Origin of the sequence: Streptomyces chartreusis (assembly GCF_008704715.1) — a bacterium.
Lineage (GTDB): Bacteria > Actinomycetota > Actinomycetes > Streptomycetales > Streptomycetaceae > Streptomyces > Streptomyces chartreusis.
Genome location: NZ_CP023689.1, coordinates 4,052,463 through 4,075,773, shown reverse-complemented (window position 1 = coordinate 4,075,773; position 23,311 = coordinate 4,052,463). Strand labels below are relative to the sequence as shown.

Annotated in this window: 23 protein-coding genes; 15 read left to right on the top strand and 8 right to left on the bottom strand. The window is 72.1% G+C overall.

Annotated features, from left to right (window positions below; translation table 11 throughout):
- The first annotated feature begins 127 nt into the window (after positions 1-127).
- The 3 genes from rplM (at position 128) to glmM (ending at position 2,729) form a co-directional block, all read left to right on the top strand.
- A complete protein-coding gene (gene rplM, locus CP983_RS17220) occupies positions 128-571 on the top strand; it encodes a 50S ribosomal protein L13 (protein WP_030950652.1) in 444 nt (147 codons plus the stop codon).
- A gap of 42 nt (positions 572-613) precedes the next feature.
- Positions 614-1,135, top strand: a complete 522-nt coding sequence (rpsI, locus tag CP983_RS17215) for a 30S ribosomal protein S9 (RefSeq protein ID WP_030950653.1) — start codon at positions 614-616, stop codon at positions 1,133-1,135.
- A gap of 235 nt (positions 1,136-1,370) precedes the next feature.
- Entirely contained in the window at positions 1,371-2,729 is a 1,359-nt protein-coding gene (gene glmM, locus CP983_RS17210; protein ID WP_150500337.1) for a phosphoglucosamine mutase, read from the top strand.
- An 87-nt stretch (positions 2,730-2,816) separates the two neighbouring features.
- On the opposite strand, the gene CP983_RS17205 is transcribed toward glmM, so the two are convergent.
- Both CP983_RS17205 and coaA read right to left on the bottom strand, forming a co-directional pair.
- Positions 2,817-3,755 carry a DUF389 domain-containing protein gene (locus CP983_RS17205; RefSeq protein WP_150500336.1) on the bottom strand — a complete coding sequence of 313 codons (939 nt, stop codon included), beginning with the start codon at positions 3,753-3,755 and terminating at the stop codon, positions 2,817-2,819.
- 16 nt (positions 3,756-3,771) lie between these two features.
- On the bottom strand, positions 3,772-4,740 hold the full coding sequence (coaA, locus tag CP983_RS17200; RefSeq protein ID WP_167537719.1) for a type I pantothenate kinase: 969 nt from the start codon (positions 4,738-4,740) through the stop codon (positions 3,772-3,774).
- A gap of 181 nt (positions 4,741-4,921) precedes the next feature.
- Between coaA and CP983_RS17195 the strand changes: the two genes are divergently transcribed.
- From CP983_RS17195 to glmS, 3 genes are all read left to right on the top strand, one after another.
- On the top strand, positions 4,922-5,992 hold the full coding sequence (locus CP983_RS17195; protein WP_150500334.1) for an ATP-binding cassette domain-containing protein: 1,071 nt from the start codon (positions 4,922-4,924) through the stop codon (positions 5,990-5,992).
- On the top strand, positions 5,989-6,804 hold the full coding sequence (locus tag CP983_RS17190; RefSeq protein ID WP_107904070.1) for an ABC transporter permease: 816 nt from the start codon (positions 5,989-5,991) through the stop codon (positions 6,802-6,804). Before CP983_RS17195 ends, CP983_RS17190 begins: the two co-directional genes overlap by 4 nt.
- A gap of 135 nt (positions 6,805-6,939) precedes the next feature.
- Complete coding sequence (glmS, locus tag CP983_RS17185) at positions 6,940-8,787, top strand: glutamine--fructose-6-phosphate transaminase (isomerizing) (RefSeq protein ID WP_125529618.1); 1,848 nt, start codon at positions 6,940-6,942, stop codon at positions 8,785-8,787.
- 34 nt (positions 8,788-8,821) lie between these two features.
- Here glmS and CP983_RS17180 read toward each other — a convergent pair whose 3' ends face one another.
- The 4 genes from CP983_RS17180 to CP983_RS17165 all read right to left on the bottom strand — a co-directional run bounded on the left by CP983_RS17180 (position 8,822) and on the right by CP983_RS17165 (position 13,063).
- A complete protein-coding gene (locus CP983_RS17180) occupies positions 8,822-9,586 on the bottom strand; it encodes a DUF6193 family natural product biosynthesis protein (RefSeq protein ID WP_150500332.1) in 765 nt (254 codons plus the stop codon).
- 9 nt (positions 9,587-9,595) lie between these two features.
- Complete coding sequence (locus tag CP983_RS17175; RefSeq protein WP_150500330.1) at positions 9,596-10,792, bottom strand: FAD-dependent monooxygenase; 1,197 nt, start codon at positions 10,790-10,792, stop codon at positions 9,596-9,598.
- Between the two features lie 201 nt (positions 10,793-10,993).
- On the bottom strand, positions 10,994-12,433 hold the full coding sequence (locus CP983_RS17170; RefSeq protein ID WP_150500328.1) for an NAD(P)H-hydrate dehydratase: 1,440 nt from the start codon (positions 12,431-12,433) through the stop codon (positions 10,994-10,996).
- A gap of 258 nt (positions 12,434-12,691) precedes the next feature.
- A complete protein-coding gene (locus CP983_RS17165; protein WP_093748897.1) occupies positions 12,692-13,063 on the bottom strand; it encodes a holo-ACP synthase in 372 nt (123 codons plus the stop codon).
- Between the two features lie 99 nt (positions 13,064-13,162).
- Here CP983_RS17165 and CP983_RS17160 point away from each other — a divergent pair, with 99 nt between their 5' ends.
- The 5 genes from CP983_RS17160 (at position 13,163) to CP983_RS17140 (ending at position 17,601) form a co-directional block, all read left to right on the top strand.
- Positions 13,163-14,074 carry a L,D-transpeptidase family protein gene (locus CP983_RS17160; protein WP_229914932.1) on the top strand — a complete coding sequence of 304 codons (912 nt, stop codon included), beginning with the start codon at positions 13,163-13,165 and terminating at the stop codon, positions 14,072-14,074.
- A gap of 56 nt (positions 14,075-14,130) precedes the next feature.
- Positions 14,131-15,297 (top strand): alanine racemase, encoded by a 1,167-nt coding sequence (gene alr / locus CP983_RS17155; RefSeq protein WP_107904057.1) that lies wholly within the window; start codon positions 14,131-14,133, stop codon positions 15,295-15,297.
- A 163-nt stretch (positions 15,298-15,460) separates the two neighbouring features.
- Positions 15,461-16,702 (top strand): alpha/beta fold hydrolase, encoded by a 1,242-nt coding sequence (locus CP983_RS17150; protein WP_125527847.1) that lies wholly within the window; start codon positions 15,461-15,463, stop codon positions 16,700-16,702.
- The gene (gene tsaE, locus CP983_RS17145) at positions 16,668-17,213 is read left to right on the top strand and encodes a tRNA (adenosine(37)-N6)-threonylcarbamoyltransferase complex ATPase subunit type 1 TsaE (protein WP_125527848.1); all 546 of its coding nucleotides are present in this window, start codon (positions 16,668-16,670) and stop codon (positions 17,211-17,213) included. Before CP983_RS17150 ends, tsaE begins: the two co-directional genes overlap by 35 nt.
- A 196-nt stretch (positions 17,214-17,409) precedes the next feature.
- Entirely contained in the window at positions 17,410-17,601 is a 192-nt protein-coding gene (locus CP983_RS17140) for a hypothetical protein (protein ID WP_150500326.1), read from the top strand.
- Positions 17,602-17,613: 12 nt separating this feature from the next.
- Here CP983_RS17140 and CP983_RS17135 read toward each other — a convergent pair whose 3' ends face one another.
- Positions 17,614-18,168 carry a hypothetical protein gene (locus CP983_RS17135; protein WP_150500324.1) on the bottom strand — a complete coding sequence of 185 codons (555 nt, stop codon included), beginning with the start codon at positions 18,166-18,168 and terminating at the stop codon, positions 17,614-17,616.
- Between the two features lie 226 nt (positions 18,169-18,394).
- Here CP983_RS17135 and tsaB point away from each other — a divergent pair, with 226 nt between their 5' ends.
- From tsaB to CP983_RS17115, 4 genes are read left to right on the top strand one after another with little or no spacing between them, the layout of a single operon-like run.
- Positions 18,395-19,051: a tRNA (adenosine(37)-N6)-threonylcarbamoyltransferase complex dimerization subunit type 1 TsaB gene (tsaB, locus tag CP983_RS17130; RefSeq protein WP_125527851.1), complete on the top strand. Its 657-nt coding sequence runs from the start codon at positions 18,395-18,397 to the stop codon at positions 19,049-19,051.
- Entirely contained in the window at positions 19,048-19,575 is a 528-nt protein-coding gene (gene rimI, locus CP983_RS17125; RefSeq protein ID WP_371127627.1) for a ribosomal protein S18-alanine N-acetyltransferase, read from the top strand. Before tsaB ends, rimI begins: the two co-directional genes overlap by 4 nt.
- The gene (tsaD, locus tag CP983_RS17120) at positions 19,568-20,698 is read left to right on the top strand and encodes a tRNA (adenosine(37)-N6)-threonylcarbamoyltransferase complex transferase subunit TsaD (protein WP_030952202.1); all 1,131 of its coding nucleotides are present in this window, start codon (positions 19,568-19,570) and stop codon (positions 20,696-20,698) included. Before rimI ends, tsaD begins: the two co-directional genes overlap by 8 nt.
- On the top strand, positions 20,695-20,958 hold the full coding sequence (locus CP983_RS17115; protein ID WP_150500322.1) for a hypothetical protein: 264 nt from the start codon (positions 20,695-20,697) through the stop codon (positions 20,956-20,958). The genes tsaD and CP983_RS17115 overlap by 4 nt, the downstream gene beginning before the upstream one ends.
- 35 nt (positions 20,959-20,993) lie before the next feature.
- On the opposite strand, the gene CP983_RS17110 is transcribed toward CP983_RS17115, so the two are convergent.
- The gene (locus CP983_RS17110; protein WP_150500320.1) at positions 20,994-23,306 is read right to left on the bottom strand and encodes a beta-xylosidase/alpha-l-arabinosidase; all 2,313 of its coding nucleotides are present in this window, start codon (positions 23,304-23,306) and stop codon (positions 20,994-20,996) included.
- Positions 23,307-23,311: the final 5 nt, after the last annotated feature.

Here is a 23,311-nt window from a genome sequence, read left to right as displayed (position 1 = left end):
GGTTCCCTGGAGCAGTTACCAGTGGGCGGCATACGGGAAGCGTCCCCGGCATTGTCGTCCCCAGCTGCACGATCGCTTCAGTGATGCCATGTGTCAGCACCCATCCACTGAAGAAGAAGGCTGCGAAGTGCGTACGTACAGCCCCAAGCCCGGCGATGTGACTCGCCAGTGGCACGTCATTGACGCTCAGGACGTCGTCCTGGGCCGTCTGGCCACCACCGCCGCGTCCCTTCTCCGCGGCAAGCACAAGCCGATCTACGCGCCCCACGTCGACACCGGTGACTTCGTCATCATCATCAACGCCGACAAGGTGCACCTCTCCGGCAACAAGCGGACCCAGAAGATGGCGTACCGCCACTCCGGCTACCCGGGTGGTCTGCGCTCCGTCCGTTACGACGAGCTCCTCGACAAGAACCCCGAGAAGGCCATCGAGAAGGCCGTCAAGGGCATGCTCCCCAAGAACACGCTGGGCCGTCAGATGCTCTCGAAGCTGAAGGTCTACAAGGGTGACCAGCACCCGCACGGCGCGCAGCAGCCGCAGCCGTACGAGATCACCCAGGTCGCGCAGTAAGTCCGGCCACCCCCTAAGACTGAAGAGAATCTGAGGAGAATCGTGGCCGAGACCACCGTTGAGCAGCCGGTCGAAGAGACTGAGCTTGTCGACATCGACAGCTACACCACCGAGTCCGAGGTGCCCGTCGAGGGCGAGTACACCTCCGAGTCGCTCGCGTCCCGCTTCGGCGAGCCCCAGCCGGCCGCCGGCCTGGGCCGTCGCAAGAACGCCATCGCCCGCGTCCGGATCGTTCCGGGCACCGGCAAGTGGAAGATCAACGGTCGCACCCTCGAGGACTACTTCCCGAACAAGGTGCACCAGCAGGAAGTCAACGAGCCGTTCAAGGTTCTCGAGCTCGAGGGCCGTTACGACGTCATCGCCCGCATCGCCGGTGGCGGTGTCTCCGGCCAGGCCGGTGCGCTCCGTCTCGGTGTCGCCCGCGCCCTGAACGAGGCCGACGTCGACAACAACCGCGGCCCGCTGAAGAAGGCCGGCTTCCTCAAGCGCGACGACCGTGCGGTCGAGCGCAAGAAGGCCGGTCTCAAGAAGGCCCGCAAGGCCCCGCAGTACAGCAAGCGCTAAGCGCAAGCTGCCTCTGCTCGTACTCCGGTACTCCGAACGCCCCGGCGGCACGCCACAGTGCCGCCGGGGCGTTCGTCTTATCCCCGGGCTCGGGCGTATAACGGCACAAGACGTTCAAAGGCTTGTGTGATCCGATGCCCAGGCATGGAATGCCTGGAAGCGGGAGCCCCCGGTGGCACGTGGCACAGCGAGCGCCGGCTCCGCAACCGGAACTGATGTTTCCTCAGGAGGACAAGTGGGACGACTCTTCGGCACGGACGGCGTGCGTGGTGTCGCCAACGCGGATCTGACGGCCGAGATGGCTCTCGGTCTGTCCGTGGCGGCGGCGCACGTACTGGCCGAGGCGGGCACCTTCGAGGGCCACCGGCCGACTGCGGTGGTCGGAAGGGACCCGCGCGCGTCCGGGGAGTTCCTGGAGGCCGCCGTGGTCGCGGGCCTCGCGAGCGCCGGTGTGGACGTCCTGCGGGTCGGCGTGCTGCCGACGCCGGCGGTGGCGCACCTCACGGGCTCGCTCGGCGCCGACCTCGGCGTCATGCTCTCCGCCAGCCACAACGCCATGCCGGACAACGGCATCAAGTTCTTCGCCCGCGGCGGCCACAAGCTCGCCGACGACCTGGAGGACCGGATCGAGGCGGTGTACGAGTCGCACCGGCACGGCGAGCCGTGGGAGCGGCCGACGGGTTCCGGGGTCGGACGCGTGCGGTCCTACGACGCCGGGTTCGGCGAGTACGTCACCCACCTCCTGAACGTGCTGCCCAACCGGCTGGAGGGCCTGAAGGTCGTCCTCGACGAGGCGCACGGCGCCGCCGCGGGTGTCTCGCCGGAGGCCTTCACGCGGGCCGGGGCCGAGATCGTCACGATCGGGGCCGAGCCGGACGGGCTCAACATCAACGACGGCTGCGGATCCACCCACATGGAGAAGCTGAAGGCCGCCGTGATCGAGCACGGGGCCGACCTCGGCATCGCGCACGACGGTGACGCCGACCGCTGCCTCGCCGTGGACCACACCGGTGAGGAAGTGGACGGCGACCAGATCCTCGCCGTGCTCGCGCTCGCGATGCGGGAGCGGTCCGAGCTGCGGTCCGAGACCGTCGTCGCGACCGTGATGTCCAACCTCGGGTTCAAGCTCGCCATGGAGCGCGAGGGCATCGCGCTGGTGCAGACCGCGGTGGGCGACCGGTATGTGCTGGAGGAGATGAAGGAGCGCGGGTTCGCCCTCGGCGGCGAGCAGTCCGGGCACGTCATCATCCTCGACCACGCCACGACCGGTGACGGCACGCTGACCGGGCTGCTGCTGGCTGCTCGGGTCGCGCAGACCGGTCGTACGCTCAAGGACCTCGCGTCCGTCATGGAGCGGCTGCCGCAGGTGCTGATCAATGTGCCGGACGTGGACAAGTCGCGGGTGAGGACCTCGGGGGAGCTGGCGTCGGCGGTCACCGAGGCGGAGCGGGAACTGGGGGCGACCGGACGGGTGTTGCTGCGGCCTTCGGGGACCGAGCCGTTGGTGCGGGTGATGGTGGAGGCCGCCGATATTGATCAGGCTCGGTCTGTCGCCGGGCGGCTGGCCGATGCGGTGAAGTCCGCGCTGGGTTAGTTGGTCGTGCCGGGTGGGGGCGGGGGGTTTCTGGTCGTTGCGGGCTGACCGTTGTACGTGGTTGCTCGCGCAGTTCCCCGCGCCCCTTCAGGGGCGTTGCAGTGTGCGGCGCTGTCTTGACCAGAGCCACTTCTGGGTCAGCAGGGTGAGTGTGCCTGCCACGACGATGCCCAGCAGGTTCAGCAGGAGTTGTTCCGTGGAGCCCCAGGTCTGCTCGGTGTCGCCGTAGCTCAGGGCCACCGCCGCGTTGGCCGCCGCCGGGACCGTGGTGACCGAGATGGCCACGCCCACCAGGGCGCCGGACTTGGCGGAGGTCAGGGACAGGGTGCCCGCGATGCCGGCCAGTACCGCCACGATGAACGAGAAGGCGTCCGGGGCGTAGACGAACCCGGTGTTGGGGCGGTCGCCCTCCAGTTGCTCCCTGGAGAACAGGTCCAGGGCGTCCATGAACCAGCTGAAGCCGACCGTCACCGCCATGGCGAGGGCGAAGCCGGCGACGAGCGCGATCAGTGAGCGCAGGGCCAGGCGCGGCCGGCGCTGGACGACGGCCGTGCTGATGCCGGCCAGGGGGCCGAACTCCGGGCCGACCGCCATCGCGCCCACGATCAGCACCGCGTTGTCGAGCACCACACCGCAGGCCGCGATCATCGTCGCCAGCGTGATGAAGGCGACGTAGGTGACGGAGAGGGTCGACTCCTCGTCCGTGGCGTCCGCGAGGTGCTCCCACAGCACCGCGTCCGCGCCCTCGCCCGGCGCCTCGTCCTCGGCCTTGTCGGCCCGCTTGGACAGCGACAGGTCGATGTTCTCGACGGCGATCGAACCGCGCTCCTCGATGCCCAACCGCTGGAGATCGGTGAGGAGTTCGTCACCGGCCTCGCGCGCCACGTCGCACAGCACCATGTCCCCGGCGGGGTTGCGGGCGACGCCGGGCAGGACGGCGAGATGGGTCGTCCCCACGGTGCTCTCGATCAGGCGGACCACGTCGTCCGTCTTGTCGGACGGTGTGATCAGGCGCAGGTGCAGCATGGCGGCAGACTAGCCGTCACAGCTTTCGCAGGCTCAGCCGCTGCACCTTGTGGTCCGGTCCCTTGCGCACGACGAGGGTGGCCCGGCCGCGGGTGGGGGCGATGTTCTCCACCAGGTTGGGCTTGTTGATGGTCCGCCACATCGTGCGGGCGTAGTCGAGGGCCTCCTCCTCGGAGACCTGGGTGTACTTGCGGAAGTACGAGGACGGGTTCTGGAAGGCGGTCTCGCGCAGCCGCTTGAAGCGGTTGAGGTACCAGGTCTCGATGTCCTCGGTGCGGGCGTCGACGTACACGCTGAAGTCGAAGTAGTCGGCGAGGCCGACCCGGGTGCGGCCGTCCTTGCCGGGCAGGGCGGGCTGCAGGACGTTCAGGCCCTCGACGATCAGGATGTCCGGGCGGCGGACGGTGAGCCGCTGGTCCGGGACGATGTCGTAGATCAGGTGGGAGTAGACGGGTGCCGTGACCTCGTCCTTGCCCGCCTTGATGTCGGCGACGAAGCGGGTGAGGGCGCGGCGGTCGAAGGACTCGGGGAACCCCTTCCGCGACATCAGGCCGCGGGCCTGGAGCTCCTTGGTGGGCAGCAGGAAGCCGTCGGTGGTGACCAGCTCGACGCGCGGGTGCTCGGGCCAGCGGGAGAGCAGGGCCTGGAGGAGCCGGGCGACCGTGGACTTGCCGACGGCGACCGAGCCGGCGACCCCTATGACGAACGGGGTGCCGGACTGCGAGCCCTGTTCGCCGAGGAAGGTGTTCAGGGCACCGCGCAGGCCGTCGGTGGCGCCGACGTAGAGATTGAGCAGGCGGGAGAGCGGCAGGTAGATGTCACGCACCTCGTCGAGGTCGATGACATCGCCGAGACCGCGCAGCTTCTCGACCTCCTCCGCCGTGAGCGGCAGCGGGGTCTTGTCGCGCAGCGCGCTCCACTCCGAGCGGGTGAGGTCGACGTAGGGAGTCGCCTCCGGCCGTTGCCGGTGGGCGCTCCGGGGCATCGAGGAGACCGGAGAGATCACAGTCCATTGTTACGGGAGTACGAACGGACGGCGGGGTGGGATCCGTCACGCGGTGGCATCTGGGGGAAATCCGGACAAGGCGCGGAATGTCAGTGGCGTGCGTCACAGTTGTGGAAGAGGTGGGCCCGGGCCGGGGTCCACCGACCCCGAGGGGTGACCCATGACGACGTATGCGATAGAGGCGGAAGGCCTGGTCAAGCGGTTCAAGGAGACCGAGGCGCTGGCCGGGGTCGACCTGGGGGCCCGCCGTGGCTCGGTGCTCGGGCTGCTGGGCCCCAACGGCGCGGGGAAGACCACCGCGGTGCGGATCTTCGCGACGCTGCTGCGGCCCGACGGGGGCAGGGCCCGGGTGGCCGGCCACGACGTGGTCCGCGAGGCCGGGGTCGTACGCGCCATGGTGGGGCTGACCGGGCAGTACGCGGCGGTCGACGAGAATCTGACCGGCACGGAGAATCTGCTGCTCATCGGACGTCTGCTGGGGCTGCCGCGCCCGGAGGCGCGGGCGCGGGCGGCCGAGCTGCTGGAGCGGTTCCAGCTCGCGGACGCGGCCGGACGGGCCACGAAGACGTACTCCGGGGGCATGCGCAGACGACTGGACCTGGCGGCCAGTCTGGTGGGCCGGCCCAGCATCCTCTTCCTCGACGAGCCGACCACCGGCCTCGACCCGCACAGCCGCGGTGAGCTGTGGGACCTGCTGCGGGGGCTGGTCGCGGACGGTGCGACGGCCCTGCTGACCACGCAGTATCTGAACGAGGCCGATGTGCTCGCCGACGACATCGTGGTGATCGACAAGGGCCGGGTGATCGCCGAGGGCACGCCGGACCAGCTGAAGTCGCAGGTCGGCGGGCAGGTGCTGGAGCTGCGGCCGGTGCTGGCGGACGACCTCGCGCGGGTGCACGCGCTGGTGGCCGAGGCGGCGGGACCGCAGACCCAGATCGAGGGCGAGACGATCACCGCGCCGGTGAAGGACCCCCAGCTGATGCCGGCCGTCGTGCGCACGCTGGACCGCGAGGGGATAGCGGTGGGCGAGCTGGCGCTGCGGCGCTCCTCGCTGGACGAGGTGTTCCTGGCGCTGACCGGGCACCGCGCCGAGCCCGGCGGGCCGGAGGGCGACGGGGACACGGACGGCGGGGACGGGGACGGCGGTGGGGAGGCCGACGGGGACGGGGGTCGCGGAGCGGCCGTCCGGGACGGTGAGGGCGAGTGGGAGAAGGCGGTGAGCCGGTCATGACCGCCGCCGCCACGACCGTCACGGCGCCGATCACCAAGTCGGGCCGGGTGCGCCCGCTGGACGGGCTGCGGCAGACCTTCACGATGGCCTGGCGCAGTCTGGTCGCGGTCAAGCACAACCCGCTGGAGCTGGTCGACTACAGCATCACGCCGATCATGTTCGTGTTCCTCTTCACGTATGTGCTGGGCGGGCAGATGGCCGGGTCGCCGGAGGCGTACCTGAAGTACGCGCTGCCGGGGATCATCGTTCAGAACACGCTGTTCATGACGATGTACACGGCGATGGCCCTGAACACCGACCTCACCAAGGGCGTCTTCGACCGGTTGCGCAGCCTGCCGATCGCCCGTTCCGCCCCGCTCATCGGCCGTATCACCGCCGACCTCGCCAAGCACCTGTGGGCGCTGCTGCTGATGATCGGCCTCGGTCTGCTGCTCGGTTTCCGGGTCACCGGGGGAGTGGGCGGGTTCCTGCTCGGGACGCTGCTGGTGATCGTGTTCGCGGCGGCGGTGTCCTGGAGCGCGGTGCTGATCGGGATGCTCGCCGGCGACGCGGAGAAGGTGCAGGCGTTCGCCTTCACGATCATCTTCCCGATCACCTTCACCAGCAGCGCGTTCGTCATGGTGGACACCATGCCGGGGTGGCTCCAGGCGTGGAGCGACGTGAATCCGGTGACGCATCTGTCCGACGCTTTCCGGGGGTTGCTGCTGGGCGGGCCGGTGGCCGGGCCGGTGCTGTGGTCGCTGGTGTGGGCCGCGGGGATCGCCGTGGTGTTCTATCCACTTGCCATGCGGGCGTATCGGGCGAAGACCTGACGGTGTGTCGGCCGGGCGTGCGGGCGGTGCCGTTCCGGATGGTGTCGTTCCGGGCGTTCGTACCACCGTAGGAATTTCCGAAATCGGGCACGCTGTGGCCTTTTCTGACCGGAGTTCGGCCGTAGGCTGCCGCGCATGTGCGGAATTGTGGGTTACGTGGGGTCGCAGTCGGCGCTGGACATCGTGATGGCCGGGCTCAGGCGACTGGAGTACCGGGGCTACGACTCGGCGGGCGTCGCCGTGCTCGCGGACGGCGGGCTGGCCGGGGCCAAGAAGGCCGGGAAGCTCGCGAATCTGGAGAAGGAACTGGCCGAGCGGCCGTTGCCGAGCGGGACCACGGGGATCGGGCACACGCGCTGGGCCACGCACGGCGGGCCGACCGACGGCAACGCCCATCCGCATCTCGACAACGCCGGGCGCGTCGCCGTGGTGCACAACGGGATCATCGAGAACTTCGCCGCGCTGCGGGCCGAGTTGGCCGAGCGCGGGCACGAGCTGGCGTCCGAGACGGACACCGAGGTCGTCGCGCATCTGCTGGCCGAGGAGTTCTCCGCCGGTGCCGATCTCGCCGAGGCCATGCGGCTGGTGTGCCGGCGGCTGGAGGGGGCGTTCACGCTGGTCGCGGTGCACGCCGACGAGCCCGACGTGGTGGTCGGGGCGCGCCGGAACTCGCCGCTCGTGGTGGGCGTCGGGGAGGGTGAGGCCTTTCTCGCCTCGGACGTCGCCGCGTTCATCGACCACACCCGCTCGGCGGTCGAGCTCGGGCAGGACCAGGTCGTGGAGCTGCGCCGGGACGGGGTGACCGTCACCGGGTTCGACGGACGGCCGGCGGACGTGCGGTCGTACCACGTCGACTGGGACGCCTCGGCCGCGGAGAAGGGCGGCTATGACTACTTCATGCTCAAGGAGATCGCCGAGCAGCCCAAGGCGGTCGCCGACACTCTGCTGGGGCGCATCGACGCGGCGGGCTCGCTGACGCTGGACGAGGTGCGGATCAGCGCCTCCGAGCTGCGCGAGGTCGACAAGGTCGTCATCGTCGCGTGCGGTACGGCCTTCCACGCCGGGCTGATCGCCAAGTACGCCATCGAGCACTGGACCCGGATCCCGTGCGAGGTGGAGCTGGCCAGCGAGTTCCGGTACCGGGATCCGATCCTCGACCAGCAGACCCTCGTCATCGCCATCTCCCAGTCCGGGGAGACCATGGACACGCTCATGGCGCTGCGGCACGCCCGTGAGCAGGGCGCGAAGGTGCTGGCGATCTGCAACACCAACGGGTCGACCATTCCTCGTGAGTCGGACGCGGTGCTGTACACGCACGCCGGGCCGGAGGTCGCGGTCGCCTCGACGAAGGCGTTCCTGACGCAGCTGGTGGCCTGCTATCTGGTCGCCCTCTATCTCGGGCAGGTCCGGGGCACCAAGTGGGGCGACGAGATCCACGCCGTGATCCGGGACCTGGCGCAGATCGGCCGTCAGGTCGAACGGGTCCTGGAGACCATGGAGCCGGTACGGGAGCTGGCGCGGTCGCTCGCCCACAAGAACACGGTGCTCTTCCTCGGCCGGCACGTGGGCTACCCCGTCGCCCTCGAAGGCGCGTTGAAGCTGAAGGAGCTGGCCTACATGCATGCCGAGGGCTTCGCGGCGGGGGAGTTGAAGCACGGGCCCATCGCCCTCATCGAGGACGATCTGCCGGTCGTGGTCGTGGTGCCCTCGCCGCGGGGCCGCTCGGTGCTGCACGACAAGATCGTGTCCAACATGCAGGAGATCCGGGCGCGGGGTGCGCGGACCATCGTGATCGCGGAGGAGGGCGACGAGGCGGTGGTGCCGTACGCGGACCACCTGATCCGGATCCCGGTCACGCCGACCCTGCTCCAGCCCATGGTGGCCGCGGTGCCGTTGCAGGTCTTCGCGTGCGAGCTGGCGACCGCGCGGGGGAACGAGGTGGATCAGCCCCGGAACCTGGCCAAGTCGGTGACCGTGGAGTGAGCGGCAGTCCGGGGCGCGTACGAGCGGTGTGAGCTCACTGCGGCCCGCTCCGCCCGCTCTCGTCGAACGCTCCCGAGGCGACCGGGCCCAGGCCGGCGGGGAGATGGCGTACCGCGGCAGCCACCGCCTCCTGTGCCGTGGTGGTCCGGGCGAGCGGGTCCGCACCCGTGAAGCCCTTGCTGACCAGGTACTCCTCGACGCCCAGCGCGAGCAGGCACGGTCCCGTGATGGTCAGGCCGGGGCGCGTGGTGGCCGAGAAGCGCAGCGTCCAGTGACTGGTGAACGGGTAGAGGGCCCGCAGCGCCGGCTCGGCGTACGCCGCCTCGACGAGCGCCTGATACGCGGGCCAGTTCTGCTCGCCCGCCTCCGCGCGCATGTGCTGCCACTCGGATTCGGCAAGGCGTACGGGGTCGTGGTCGGGCACCTCGAAGCGGCCGGTGAGACGCACGAACGGCGCGGCGGCGCGGATGTCGCTCAGGGCCGCCCCGTCGTGCCAGGCATGCGCGGCGCGGGCGACCTGCGCCAGATCGTCGGTGTCACCCTGGACGAGTGCCAGACCCTGGGCGGTCTCCTCCCCACGGATCGACCACCGCCGCTCGTGCACCCACGAATTGACGAGCAGCCTCTTGCGATGCGGCAACCCGCTCTCGGCGACGGCGTATGTCAGTGCACCGGGATCCTCGGCCGTGAAGGGGACGGACAGGCCGCCCTCGTCGGCCAGGGCCTGGAGCGCCGCCCGGAGGCTGCCTCGGGCGACGACGTCGGGGTACAGGACTTCGGGAGCAGGGTGCTTGGCCACGGTGTTCGATTATGCGCCGCTCGTGGGTCCCGGTGGGTGGTCGTGCCGTACGTCCGCCCTCCACGCCGGCGCCTGCGGCATGAACCTGTGCTCCGCCGCGTGCGCCGCCATACGGGCGTTGCGTGCCTCGGCCTCCGGCCCGTCCGGCAGGTGGAAGTCCCTGCCCGCCCGGGCGGAGCGGGACTGCATGCCGTTGGCTGCCGGGACGCGGCGACGGACGTAGCGGTCGAGGGCGGCGGGTACGTCGCCCGGGGTCGCGTCCGTCAGTTCGTCGCCCAGTACCGCCGCGTCCAGGATCGCCTGGGCCGCGCCCTGGGCCTGGAACGGGACCATCGCGTGCGCGCTGTCGCCGAGCAGGGTCACGCGTCCGGTGTTCCAGACGGTGAGGGGCGTGCGGGTGTGGATGCCGTAGCGGAACACCTGGCCCGCGCGTTCGAGGACCGTGCGGACGCGGGGGTCCCAGTCGGTGAAGGCGCGCAGCGGTTCGCCGGGTTCCGCCTTCGCCGTCCAGGACTCCTGGGTCGCGGCCCGGGTGGTGAACACGGCCACCACGTTGAGCAGTTCGCCGCGCCGCACCCAGTAGTGGACGAAGTGGCGGTCCGGGCCGAGCCAGACGGCCAGCGGCGGGAGGCCCAGGTCGGTGACCTCGCCGGCGGGGAGCAGGGCCCGGTAGGCGGCAGTTCCCGAGAACACCGCCGAGTCCTCGCCGAAGAGCCACTGGCGGGCCGCGGAGCGGATGCCGTCCGCCGCCACCACGAGGTCGGCCTCCAGCCGCTCACCCGTCGCCGTCGTCACCCGGGCGGCCCTGTCGTCCTGGTCGATCGCGACGACCGCCGTGTCCAGTAGTACGGCCTCCGGTGGCACCGCGGCGGCCAGCGCGCCGTGCAGATCCGCCCGGTGCACCACCAGGTACGGCGCCCCGAACTCCTCCTCGGCCTCCCGGCCCAGCGCGTAACGGCAGATCTCCGAACCGTCCGACCAGGTGAGGAAGCTGACCTGCGGCGGGTGGGCGGCCAGGGCGGCGACCGGGTCCAGCACACCGAGCCGGCGTAACTCCCGTGTGGCGTTGGGGGCGAGCTGGATCCCGGCGCCGATCTCCGAGAAGCGCCGCGCCTGTTCGACCAGCGTCACGTCGACGCCCGCGCGGCGCAGGCTCAGCGCCGCCGCCAGTCCTCCGATGCCCGCGCCCACGACGATCGCCCGCATCCCACGACCTCACTCCGCCGGACCTGCCCGCCCGCCCATGCCCTGGTGCTGACGGCCAACCTCGTGGAGGGGAGCGTGCGGGTCAAGGGGAGGGCGGTGGCGGCGCGTACCCGTCCGCGGGTGGGTGGGGGTTGGTCGCGCAGTTCCCCGCGCCCCTGGGGGGTTGCAGCCACCCAGTCGACCAGCCCTCCGAACCTCTCCTCACCCCACCCGCACATCCCGCCAGGCTTCCGGAATGCCCGCCGCCACGTCATGTGCCCCCAACGGCGCCCCGTCCGCCGCGAATCTCGCCGAGAGGCCGTGGAGGTACGCCGCCGCGCTCGCGGCGTCCACCGCCGGGAGGCCCGCTGCGAGCAGCGATCCGCCCAGGCCCGACAGCACGTCCCCGCTGCCGGCCGTGGCCAGCCATCCCGTGCCCGTCGGATTCACCCGCACCGCACCGGCGCCGCCCGCCCGGGCCACCAGCGTCGTCGAGCCCTTCAGCAGCACGGTCGCCGCGTACCGCCGCGCCAACTCCCGTACCGAGGCCAGCCGGGCCCCCTCGACCTCCTCGCGGGAGACCCCGAGCAGCGCCGCCGCCTCCCCGGCGTGCGGGGTCATCAGGGTCGGCGCCCCGCGCTCCCGTACCGTCCCGGCGTCCGCCAGCCGCAGCCCGTCCGCGTCCAGCAGCACCGGTACGTCCGTCGCGAGCACCTCCGCCACCGTCGACGCGTCGTCCCCGGCGCCCGGCCCGACGACCCAGGCCTGCACACGCCCGGCCTTCTTCGGTCCCCGGTCCGACACCAGCGTCTCGGGGAACCGCGCGATCACCGCGTCCGCGGCCGGACCGACGTACCGCACCGCCCCGGCCCCGCCCCGCAGCGCGCCCGCCACCGCCAGCACGGCCGCGCCCGGGTACCTCGACGATCCCGCCGCGATGCCCACGACCCCGCGCCGGTACTTGTCGGTCTCCGCCCCCGGCAGCGGCAACAGCCGTGCCACGTCGGCGTGTTGGAGCGCCTCCAGCTCGGCCGCGTCGGCCGGCAGCGCCAGTCCGATGTCCACGAGCCGTACGACACCGGCGTACTCCCGCGCCGGGTCGATCAGCAGGCCCGGCTTGTGCGTGCCGAAGGTGACGGTGAGGTCGGCGCGGATCGCCGCGCCCCGCACCTCGCCCGTGTCGGCGTCCACGCCGCTCGGCAGGTCGACGGCGACCACCGCGGCCCCGGACCGGGCCGCGGCGTCGGCCAGCGGTGTCGCGTCCGGCCGCAGTCCGCCCTTGCCGCCGATGCCGACGATGCCGTCCACGACCAGGTCCGCGCGCTCGATCAACTCCTCGGCGGCATCGAGGCCGACGGGACGCCCGCCCGCCCGCCGCAGCGCCGCGAGGCCCCCGGCGTGCGCGCGCTCCGGCGCCAGCAGCACCGCCGTCACGCCCGCTCCGCGCCGGGCCAGCCGGGCACCGGCGTACAGGGCGTCGCCGCCGTTGTCGCCGCTGCCGACCAGCAGCACGACCCGGCTGCCGTACACCCGGCCCAGCAGATCCGCGCAGGCCGCGGCCAGTCCGGCCGCCGCCCGCTGCATCAGCGCCCCGTCCGGGAGCCGTGCCATCAGCTCCCGTTCGGCCGCCCTTACCGTCTCCACGCCGTACGCAGTCCGCATACGACCGAGTCTCCCGTACGGGCCGAGGCGCGTCGCATCCATCGCCGCTTCGCCGTGGCGTCGCGAGCGTGGCAGCCTCCGCTCGACGCTCCGCCGTGGGCAGTTCGTACGAGACCCGAGGTTCCTTACGGGCCGAGGCGAGTCGTGTCTATCGCCGCTTCGCCGTGGCGTCGCGAGCGTGGCAGCCTCCGCTCGACGCTCCGCCACCACCGCCATCGCCACGCCGTAGGCAGTTCGTATGCGACCCGAGGGTCCCGCTCAGCCCTCCGCGATCACCACGGCCGATGCCACCCCGGCGTCATGGCTCAGCGACACGTGCCAGGAGCGGACGCCGAGTTCGGCCGCCCGGGCCGCCACCGTGCCCGTCACCCGCAGCCGGGGCTGCCCGCTGTCCTCGACGCAGACCTCGGCGTCGGTCCAGAGCAGACCGGCCGGCGCGCCCAGCGCCTTCGCCAGGGCCTCCTTCGCGGCGAAGCGGGCGGCGAGCGAGGCGATGCCCCGGCGGCCGCCGCTCGGCAGCAGCAACTCCCGCTCCAGGAAGAGCCGTTCGGCCAGCCCGGGGGTGCGCTCCAGTGCCGCCTCGAATCTGTCGATCTCGGCCACGTCGATGCCGACCCCGATGATGCTCATGCCGAGCACCCTATGGGTCCTCGCGAGATGGTCCTCGAAAGAGTGACCCAGCCGCGCGGCGCCTCCGCGCGGGCGGGGCCATCACGCTTCCCTGTGCGCATGATGAGCAGACGTATCGCACGCCGGAGTGTCGCCGTGCTTCTCGCCGGGGCGGTCATCATGCCCGTCGGCGGCGCCTCGGCGGACCCGGCGGACTCCTCGGACCCGGTGCCCCCGACGTCCGGACCGCAGACCGCCGATCTCGTGCCCGGCATCCCCCTGACCCTGCTGCCGCTCTCGGAGATGGACACACCCGACCAGGCACTGCCGCCGAAGGTGTACAAGCCCACCCGCGCGGAGGAGGCCGTCGAGCCCAAGGACGCCCCGGAGGAGGCGTACGACCGCGTGGAGTACGTCGACCCCATGGACTCCTTCGGGGACGTGACGTGCAGCGAGGAGACGGGCCTGCGGCAGCGGGAGGTCGAGCGGTGGTTGAAGCGGCCGGTCGACGGCGAGCAGTCGAAGGGTGACTGCAAGGCCATCCGCGTCTTCCAGAAGAAGTACCGCATCAAGCCCGCCATCGGGTACGCCGGGCCCGTGACCTGGGCCACCATGCAGCTCGTCGGCGCCCGCAAGAACCCCAACGCGGCCAAGAAGTGCCCGGTGCGGGCGTACCGGGTGGCCTGTGTCGACCTCGACCGGCAGATCGCCTGGGTGCAGCACGGCAAGGGCGGCGTGGTGTTCGGACCCGTGCCCATCCGCAGCGGACGTACCGGATATGGGACGCGCAACGGCTGGCACGCGGTCTACTGGCGGCACAAGAACCATGTGTCGACGCTCTACAAGAGCCCCATGCCCTACTCCCAGTTCTTCAGCGGCGGCCAGGCGTTCCACGGCGTCTACGGCAGCCTCTACACCCCCGTCGGCTCGCGGGGCTGCGTCAACATGACCCTGAAGGACTCCCGGAAGCTGTGGGGGTTGCTGAAGAAGGGCGACCGGGTCTACGTGTGGGGGCACAGGCAGGAGCAGTAGGCCATGGCTCCCGGCGCGGCGGCGATGTCGGACCCCTCTGAGACACTGGGGGCGCGATGACAGAGACAACAGCCCTGCGGACCGCGCCCCTGCGAGCCCGCGCCGAGATCGACCTGGCCGCCCTGCGGTCCAACGTGCTGAGCCTGCGCGCCCACGCACCGGGCGCGGCCCTGATGGCCGTCGTGAAATCGGACGCGTACGGCCACGGGGCCGTCCGGTGCGCCCGCGCCGCCGTCGACGCGGGCGCAACCTGGCTGGGTACGGCGACCCCCGAGGAGGCCCTCGTACTGCGGGCCGCCGGGCTGCGCGGTATGCGGATGATGTGCTGGCTGTGGACGCCGGGCGGCCCCTGGCGGGAGGCCGTCGAGGCCGACGTCGACGTCTCCGTCAGCGGGATGTGGGCCCTTCGGGAGGTCACCGAGGCCGCCCGGCAGGCCGGCGCCCCCGCCCGCGTGCACCTCAAGGCCGACACCGGGCTCGGGCGCGGCGGCTGCCAGCCCGGCGACGACTGGGCCGAGCTGGTCCGCGAGGCCCTGCGGGCCGAGGCCGAAGGGCTCCTGAGCGTCACCGGGCTGTGGTCGCACTTCGCCTGCGCCGACGAGCCCGGGCACCCCTCCATCGCCGCCCAGCTCACCCGCTTCCGGGAGATGGTGGCGTACGCCGAGGGGCAGGGCGCACGGCCGGAGGTGCGGCACATCGCGAACTCGCCCGCCACGCTCACCCTCCCGGACAGCCACTTCGACCTGGTGCGCACCGGCATCGCGACCTACGGCATCTCGCCCAGCCCCGAGCTGGGCAGCCCCGCCGACTTCGGGCTGCGGCCCGTGATGACGCTGTCGGCGTCCCTGGCCCTGGTCAAGCACGTGCCGGGCGGCCACGGCGTCTCCTACGGCCATCGCTACGTCACCCCCGGCGAGACCACCCTCGGCCTCGTCCCGCTGGGCTACGCCGACGGCATCCCGCGGCACGCCTCCGGCGCCGGCCCTGTGCTGGTCGGCGGCAAGTGGCGGACGGTCGCGGGGCGGATCGCCATGGACCAGTTCGTCGTCGACCTGGGCGGGGACGAGCCCGAGCCGGGTGCGCAGGCCGTGCTGTTCGGGCCCGGCGACGGCGGTGAGCCCACCGCCGAGGACTGGGCGCAGGCGGCGGGGACCATCGCGTACGAAATCGTCACCCGGATCGGAACGCGCGTTCCGCGCGTCTATAGGAATGCGTCCATGTGATGCGGCGCTGTGATCCGGGCTATGTGATGCGTCCATCTGTGTGCGGCTAAGTGAATGAGGAACGAGACGGGTAACCCGTAGCGGGACGCATGATCGAAACACCGGCACCATCGACCACACACGTCACAACGGCACCACCAGACCAGGCGAAGAGGAGCGGTACGTGAGCGAGAGCAGTGCGGAGGCCGTCGCGGCCGTCGCCTCCGCCACGGGGGCGGCCGCGAACTGGCGCAGGGCCACCGGCATCGCCGGTGCGGCGATAGGCGTGATCGCGGCGGGCGCCGCGGCCGGCGTCGCCATAGAGCGCATGACAGTGGGCCGCGGCATGCGGCAGAAGGCCAGACTCGCGCTCGACTCGGCGGGACCGTACGGCTCGCTGCGCGGCACACCCGGCAAGGCGTACTCCGACGACGGCACCGAGCTGTACTACGAGGTCGACGACATCGACCCCGAGGCCGCTCCCGCCCTCAGCCCGCGCCGGCGACGGCTCTTCGGGCGCAAGGCACCGGCCCCCGTCACCGTCGTCTTCAGCCACGGCTACTGCCTGAGCCAGGACTCCTGGCACTTCCAGCGGGCCGCCCTGCGGGGCGTCGTGCGCACCGTGCACTGGGACCAGCGCAGCCACGGCCGCTCGGGGCGCGGCGTCGCCCAGACGCAGGAGGGCAGGCACGTCGACATCGAGCAGCTCGGGCGCGACCTGAAGGCCGTCATCGACGCGGCCGCGCCGGAAGGGCCGCTCGTGCTGGTCGGGCACTCCATGGGCGGGATGACCGTCATGGCGCTCGCGGACCAGTTCCCGGACCTGATCCGCGACCGGGTCGTCGCCACCGCACTCGTCGGTACGTCGTCCGGGAAGCTCGGCGAGGTCAACTTCGGACTGCCCGTCGCAGGGGTGAACGCGGTGCGGCGAGTGCTGCCGGGCGTGCTCAAGGCGCTGGGGCAGCGGGCCGAGCTGGTGGAGCGCGGGCGGCGGGCCACCGCCGACCTGTTCGCCGGGATCATCAAGCGGTACTCGTTCTCGTCCCGGGACGTCGACCCGGCCGTCGCCCGGTTCGCCGAGCGGATGATCGAGGGGACGCCGATCGACGTGGTCGCGGAGTTCTACCCGGCCTTCGCCGACCACGACAAGACCGAGGCGCTCGCCCTGTTCACGGACATGCCGGTGCTCGTCCTGGCCGGCGTGGGCGACCTCGTCACGCCCAGCGAGCACAGCGAGGCCATCGCCGACCATCTGCCGGAGGCCGAACTGGTGCTCGTGCCGGACGCCGGGCACCTGGTCATGCTGGAGCACCCGGAAGTGGTCACCGACCGTCTGGCCGACCTGCTCACCCGGGCGGGTGCCGTGCCGGCAGGGGCTACCGTTAGTGGCTATGGAAGCACCAGCAGCACCGCACAACGCGGGTGACCTTCAGCTGACCGTCACCGCTCCCGACCAGATGCGGGAGCTGGGCCGCCGCCTCGCCAAGCTGCTGCGCGCCGGCGACCTGGTGATGCTGAGCGGGGAGCTCGGCGCGGGCAAGACGACGCTGACGCGCGGGCTCGGCGAAGGGATGGGGGTCCGGGGAGCGGTCACGTCCCCGACCTTCGTGATCGCCCGTGTGCACCCGTCCCTCGGCGACGGTCCGCCGCTCGTCCACGTCGACGCCTACCGGCTGTCCGGCGGACTCGACGAGATGGAGGACCTCGACCTCGACGTCTCGCTGCCCGACTCGGTGATCGTCGTGGAGTGGGGCGAGGGCAAGGTCGAGGAGCTGACCGAGGAGCGGCTCCAGGTCGTGATCCACCGGGCCGTCGGCACTGCGTCTTCCCGGGGGGCGACCCCCGGACCCCCGGAGACCGACGAGGTGCGGCACGTGACCGTGACCGGGCTCGGGGAGCGCTGGGCGACGGCGGACCTGAGCGTGCTGTCGGCCTGAGCGTGCACTCGGCGGTCTGAGCGTGCTGCGCCGGCCTGAACGTGCCGTCGGCGGTCTGCGCCTGCCGTCGGCGATGAACATTCCGACAAGACGTCGGCAAAATATTGCGTTCGCGGTCTTGTGCGTGGTCACATGGTACCCAGTCCGTAGTTAGGTGTGCCTAACTACGTCCGCCCCCGGCCCCCAGGAGGCGTCCATGCCGGCATCGGAGAACACGGCCCAGCAGCGGCCCGAGGTGACCGCCGGGGTGTCCATGCGTGATCTGCTCGCGGCCGGCGCCGCGGCGAGACTGATCTCCACTCCGCCGCGAGAGCCCGAGGCCGGGCGGCCGCGGCAGCACGGGCGGCCGGAGCACCCGCCGCGCACCACGCACCGCGAAGCGGCCTAGGGGCCCAGGGGCCTAGCGGATCACCACGACCGCGCGGCCGATCGTCGCGAAGTCCCACATCGCGTCGCCGTCCGCCCGCGACTCACGGATACCGCCCGTCTCCAGGGCCGGGTCGGGATGCGTCGACGGGCTCCTGACGGTCGTACTGAAGCCGATGGTCACGGTGTCCACGCTGGCGAAGCGGATGACGTGCTCGATGGAGGCGCCGTCGGTGCCGGTGGCCGCGTTGGAGCGCGAGGTGACCGCGTACACGCCCGTCGGGGGGTCGACCGATCCGGGGTACACGCGGAACGTGCGCTTGACCTTGCCGCCCCCGGCGACCAGCCACACCCGGTCGTCGTCCACCGAGTACACGACCCGCTGCCCCGTACCGGATCCGTCGGGCAGCGCGTCGGGGTCCTCGCGGTCACGCGGCACCTTGGAGGCGCTCACCCCCTGCACGTCGCCGCCGCGCGGCCCCGCCAGGTCGGCCGGGACGGTGGCCGAGGCCCGGAAGGCGAGGAAGCCGACCGTCGCCAGGGCAGCCGCGGTCAGCCCCGCCACGATTGAGGAGCTGCTGCCTGCCACCGCGCTCACCTCAGCGTTCGCGTCATATGTCGTGATCCAGCCCGATTCAGCCCGACCGTAGCAGCCGTCAAGCGCCCGCCCCGCGAGTGAGCCGAAGGGGCGCGCCGGTGTCGAACACGCGCTGAGCAGGCTCGCGTCCGCCGGACCGGCCGAGGGCACCCCGTGGGCGAACGGGCCGTGCAACGCGGCGGCGCCCGACGGGGCGCGGGCGCCGTAGGCTGTTTGCGTGCTCTTGCTCGCTCTGGATACCGCCACCCCCGCCGTCACCGTCGCGCTGCACGACGGCACGGACGTCATCGCCTCCTCTAGCCAGGTGGACGCGCGCCGGCACGGCGAGCTGCTGCTGCCGGCCGTCGACCGAGTTCTCGCCGAGGCCGGCAAACGGCTCGACGCCGTGACCGCCATCGTCGTAGGCATCGGACCCGGCCCCTACACCGGGCTGCGCGTCGGCCTGATGACCGCCGACACCTTCGGGCTCGCCCTCGGCGTCCCCGTGCACGGCCTGTGCACGCTGGACGGCCTCGCCTACGCGGCCGACATCGAGAAGGGCCCGTTCGTCGTCGCGACGGACGCCCGGCGCAAGGAGGTCTACTGGGCGCGGTACGCCGACTCCCGCACTCGGCTGACCGACCCGGCCGTCGACCGGCCCGCCGACATCGCCGACGAGGTCGCCGGGCTGCCGGCCGTCGGCGCGGGCGCGCTGCTGTACCCCGACACCTTCCCCCGCGCCCACGAGCCCGAGCACGTGTCGGCGGCGGCGCTCGCCGCACTGGCCGCCGAGAAGCTGGCGGCGGGCGAGGAACTCCCCGCGCCGCGGCCGCTGTATCTGCGCAGGCCCGACGCCCAGGTCCCCAAGAACTACAAGGTGGTCACCCCCAAGTGACCGAACCCGTGACTCCCGCCGCCGCTGCCTCCGGTCCTCCGCTGCGCGAGATGCGCTGGTGGGACATCGATCGCGTGCTGGAGCTGGAGAAGGACCTGTTTCCCGAGGACGCCTGGTCCCGGGGCATGTTCTGGTCCGAGCTGGCGCACTCGCGCGGGCCCGAGGCGACCCGGCGCTATGTGGTCGCCGAGGGACCCGACCGGGTCGTGGGCTACGCCGGCCTCGCCTCCGCCGGGGACCTCGCCGACATCCAGACCATTGCCGTCGCCCGTGACCACTGGGGCACCGGCCTCGGCGGCCGGCTCCTCACCGAACTGCTGCGCGCCGCGGGCGACTTCGAGTGCGCCGAAGTGATGCTGGAGTGCCGTGTGGACAACGTCCGCGCGCAGAAGCTCTACGAGCGCTTCGGCTTCGAGGCCATCGGCTTCCGACGCGGCTACTACCAGCCGGGGAACGTCGACGCCCTGGTGATGCGACTGACCGCCCCCGAAAACTCCGTACAAGGAACCGAGATCAATGGCTGACTCGCGCGACGTTCCCCTCGTCCTCGGCATCGAGACCTCCTGTGACGAGACAGGCGTCGGCATCGTCCGCGGCACCACCCTGCTCGCCGACGCCGTCGCCTCCAGCGTCGACGAGCACGCCCGCTTCGGCGGCGTCGTGCCGGAGGTCGCCTCGCGGGCGCACCTGGAGGCGATGGTCCCGACCATCGACCGCGCGCTGAAGGAGGCCGGGGTGAGCGCCCGCGACCTCGACGGCATCGCGGTGACCGCCGGTCCGGGCCTGGCGGGCGCGCTGCTGGTGGGCGTCTCGGCGGCGAAGGCGTACGCCTACGCGCTGGGCAAGCCGCTCTACGGCGTCAACCACCTGGCCTCCCACATCTGCGTGGACCAGTTGGAGCACGGCGCGCTGCCGGAGCCGACGATGGCGCTGCTGGTGTCCGGCGGCCACTCGTCGCTGCTGCTGTCGACCGACATCACCTCGGACGTACGGCCGCTGGGCGCGACCATCGACGACGCGGCCGGCGAGGCCTTCGACAAGATCGCGCGCGTGCTGAACCTCGGTTTCCCCGGCGGGCCGGTCATCGACCGCTACGCCCGCGAGGGCGACCCGAACGCGATCGCCTTCCCGCGCGGACTGACGGGCCCGCGCGACCCGGCGTACGACTTCTCGTTCTCGGGTCTGAAGACGGCGGTCGCCCGCTGGATCGAGGCCAAGCGGGCGGCGGGGGAGGAGGTGCCGGTGCGTGACGTGTCGGCGTCCTTCCAGGAGGCGGTCGTCGACGTGCTGACCCGAAAGGCCGTACGGGCCTGCAAGGACGAGGGCGTCGACCACCTGATGATCGGCGGTGGAGTGGCCGCCAACTCCCGGCTGCGGGCGTTGGCGCAGGAGCGGTGCGAGGCGGCCGGCATCCGGCTCCGGGTGCCGCGGCCGAAGCTGTGCACCGACAACGGCGCGATGGTGGCGGCACTGGGCGCGGAGATGGTGGCCCGCAACCGGTCGGCGTCCAGCTGGGACCTGTCGGCGGACTCGTCCCTGCCGGTGACGGACCCGCACGTACCGGGAAACTTCACGGACGAGGCCCACGGCCACACCCATGACCACGACCACGTGCACGAGGTCAGCAAGGAGAACCTGTACTCGTGACGGTCGCACTGATGTGGGAGGCACGAGCGGCCCCCGGCCGGGGCGCGGAACTCCTCGCGTGGGCCCGGGGCCAGGAGCTGGCGGTACGCCCCCTACGCCGGGAGACCTTCCAGGCCCCCGAGGACCGCGTCCTCGTCATCACCTGGTGGGATGCGCCTCTCGACACGGACCTGCCCGAACTTCCGGAGCCGGAGGGGGAGTTGGTGACCCGGGCGGTCCATCGGTGGCGGTTCGAGTCGGTGGGGATCGAGGGCCGCTGACCGGAGCGGAGGCGCGGCCCCGCTCCGGCGTCCCGTCAAGCCGACACCTCCGCCTCGCACCGCAACCGCCGGTCCATCCCCAACTCCCGCACAGGGCCGGTCAATTGGATCCGTGCCACATGCCGTACGTCCGTGCTCGACGCCCCCGCCCGCAGCTCCAGTTCCCCCGGTTCGACCACCCTTCGTCCTGAGCGGTCGGTGAAGGAGGACAGGTCGGGGTGGAAGTGGAAGGTCACTCGGCGGGACTCGCCCGGTTCCAGGTTCACTCGTTGGTATCCGATCAGTCGGACGTCCGGGCGGGTGACCGAGGCCACCGGGTCGTGCAGGTAGAGCTGGATGACCTCCGCGCCCGCTCGGGATCCCGTGTTGCGGACCGTGAGTGAGAGGTCGTACGTGCCGTCGGTGGGGATCTCCGAGGCCGTGCCCTGGAAGTCGTCCCAGGTGAACGTCGTGTACGAGCGGCCGTGGCCGAAGGCGTACTGCGGTGTCGGGTCCAGGTTGCTGACCTCTCCCGCCAGGCCCAGTGGTGGCTGGAGGTATGTCCACGGCTGGCCCCCGGGGTCCCGGGGCACGCTCACCGGCAGTCGGCCCGAAGGGTTCACGCGGCCCGACAGGGCTCCTGCCACTGCCGGGCCGCCCTCCTCCCCCGGGAAGAAGGCCTGGACGACCGCTCCCAGGCGGCCCGCCCAGCGGCCCAGGGCGTAGGGCCGGCCGGTCAGCAGGACCAGGACCACCGGGACGCCCGTCGCCACCAGCGCGTCCAGGAGTTCGGCCTGTACGCCGGGCAGCCGCAGGTCCGTCACGTCGCAGCCCTCGCCCGAGGTGCCGCGCCCGAACAGGCCCGCCCGGTCGCCCAGCACCGCCAGGCACACGTCCGCCTCCGACGCCCGTGCCACCGCCTCCTCGAAACCGGCCGTGTCGGGGTCGGTGACCCCGCAGCCCTCCGCGAACGTCACCTTGGCGTCGGGGAGTTCGGTGCGCAGGGCCTCCAGGAGCGTCGGGATCTCGATGCCCATCGGCACCTCGGGGTGGTGCGTGAGGACGTGGGACGGGAAGGAGTAGCAGCCGAGCATGGCCAGGGCGTCCGCCGCGCGCGGGCCCACCACCGCCACGCGGGCGTCCGGCGGCAGCGGCAGCACGCCGTCCGGGTTGTCCAGGAGCACCACCGACTCCTCGGCCACCCGGCGGGCCAACGCCCGGTTCCCGGGGGAGTCCAGGTCGATGTGCGACGTCGCCGGCTCCGGCGTCCAGTCCTCGTCCAGCAGTCCCAGCTCGCACTTCTGGAGCAGCACCCGCCGTGCCGCCCTGTCCACGAGTTCCTCCGGGACCTCGCCCGCCAGGACGGCTTCGACGAGCGGCGTTCCGTAGCACTTCACCGTCGGGAGTTCCACGTCGATGCCCGCCGCCAGCGCCGCGTGCGCCGCCTGTGCCGGGCTGCCCGCCACCCGGTGCAGCGTCTGCAGGAAGCCGATGCCGAAGTAGTCGGCGACCACCGTGCCCGTGAAGCCCCATTCCGAGCGCAGGAGTTCGGTCAGCAGCCCCGGGTCCGCCGACGCAGGCACCCCGTCCGTCTCGTTGTACGCCGCCATCACCGACCGCGCCCCGCCCTCGCGCAGCGCCATCTCGAACGGAGGGAGGGTGACGTCGGCGAGTTCGCGCACGCCCGCCCGCACCGGCGCGAGATTGCGTGCGCCCGCCGACGCCGCGTACCCGGCGAAGTGCTTGAGCGTCGCGATGACGCCGGCCGACTCCAGACCCCGGACATAGGCCGTGCCGATCGTGCCGGTCAGGTACGGGTCCTCGCCGATGGTCTCCTCGACCCGGCCCCAGCGCGGATCGCGTACGACGTCCAGGACCGGCGCGAGGCCCTGGTGGACGCCGGCGGAGCGCAGGTCACGGCCGATGCGCCGGGCCATCTCCTCGACGAGCGGGGGGTCGAAGGTGGCTCCCCAGGCGAGCGGGACCGGGTACGCCGTGGCCCGCCAGGCCGTGAAGCCGGCCAGGCACTCCTCGTGCGCCACCGCGGGGATGCCGAAACGGCCCGCCCCGGCGATACGGCGCTGGGCGCGAGCCAGTGCCTGCGCGCCGAGCGCGGGGTCCACGGGCGCTGTGCCGAAGGAGCGGGTGAGCTGGCCGAGGCCGTGCGTGATCAGCTCGTCCCATTCGTCGGCGGTGCGGTCGGTGGCCATGTCGTGCTGGTGCGGGGCGACACCGTCGCCGTCCGTGGCGGCGCCCACCCAGACGCCGTAGAGCTGGGCGGTCTTCTCCTGAAGGGTCATCCGGGAGAGGAGGTCGTCGACGCGGGCGGCGGCGGACAGGGCGGGGTCGCGCCAGGGGGCGGTGGTCATGAAAC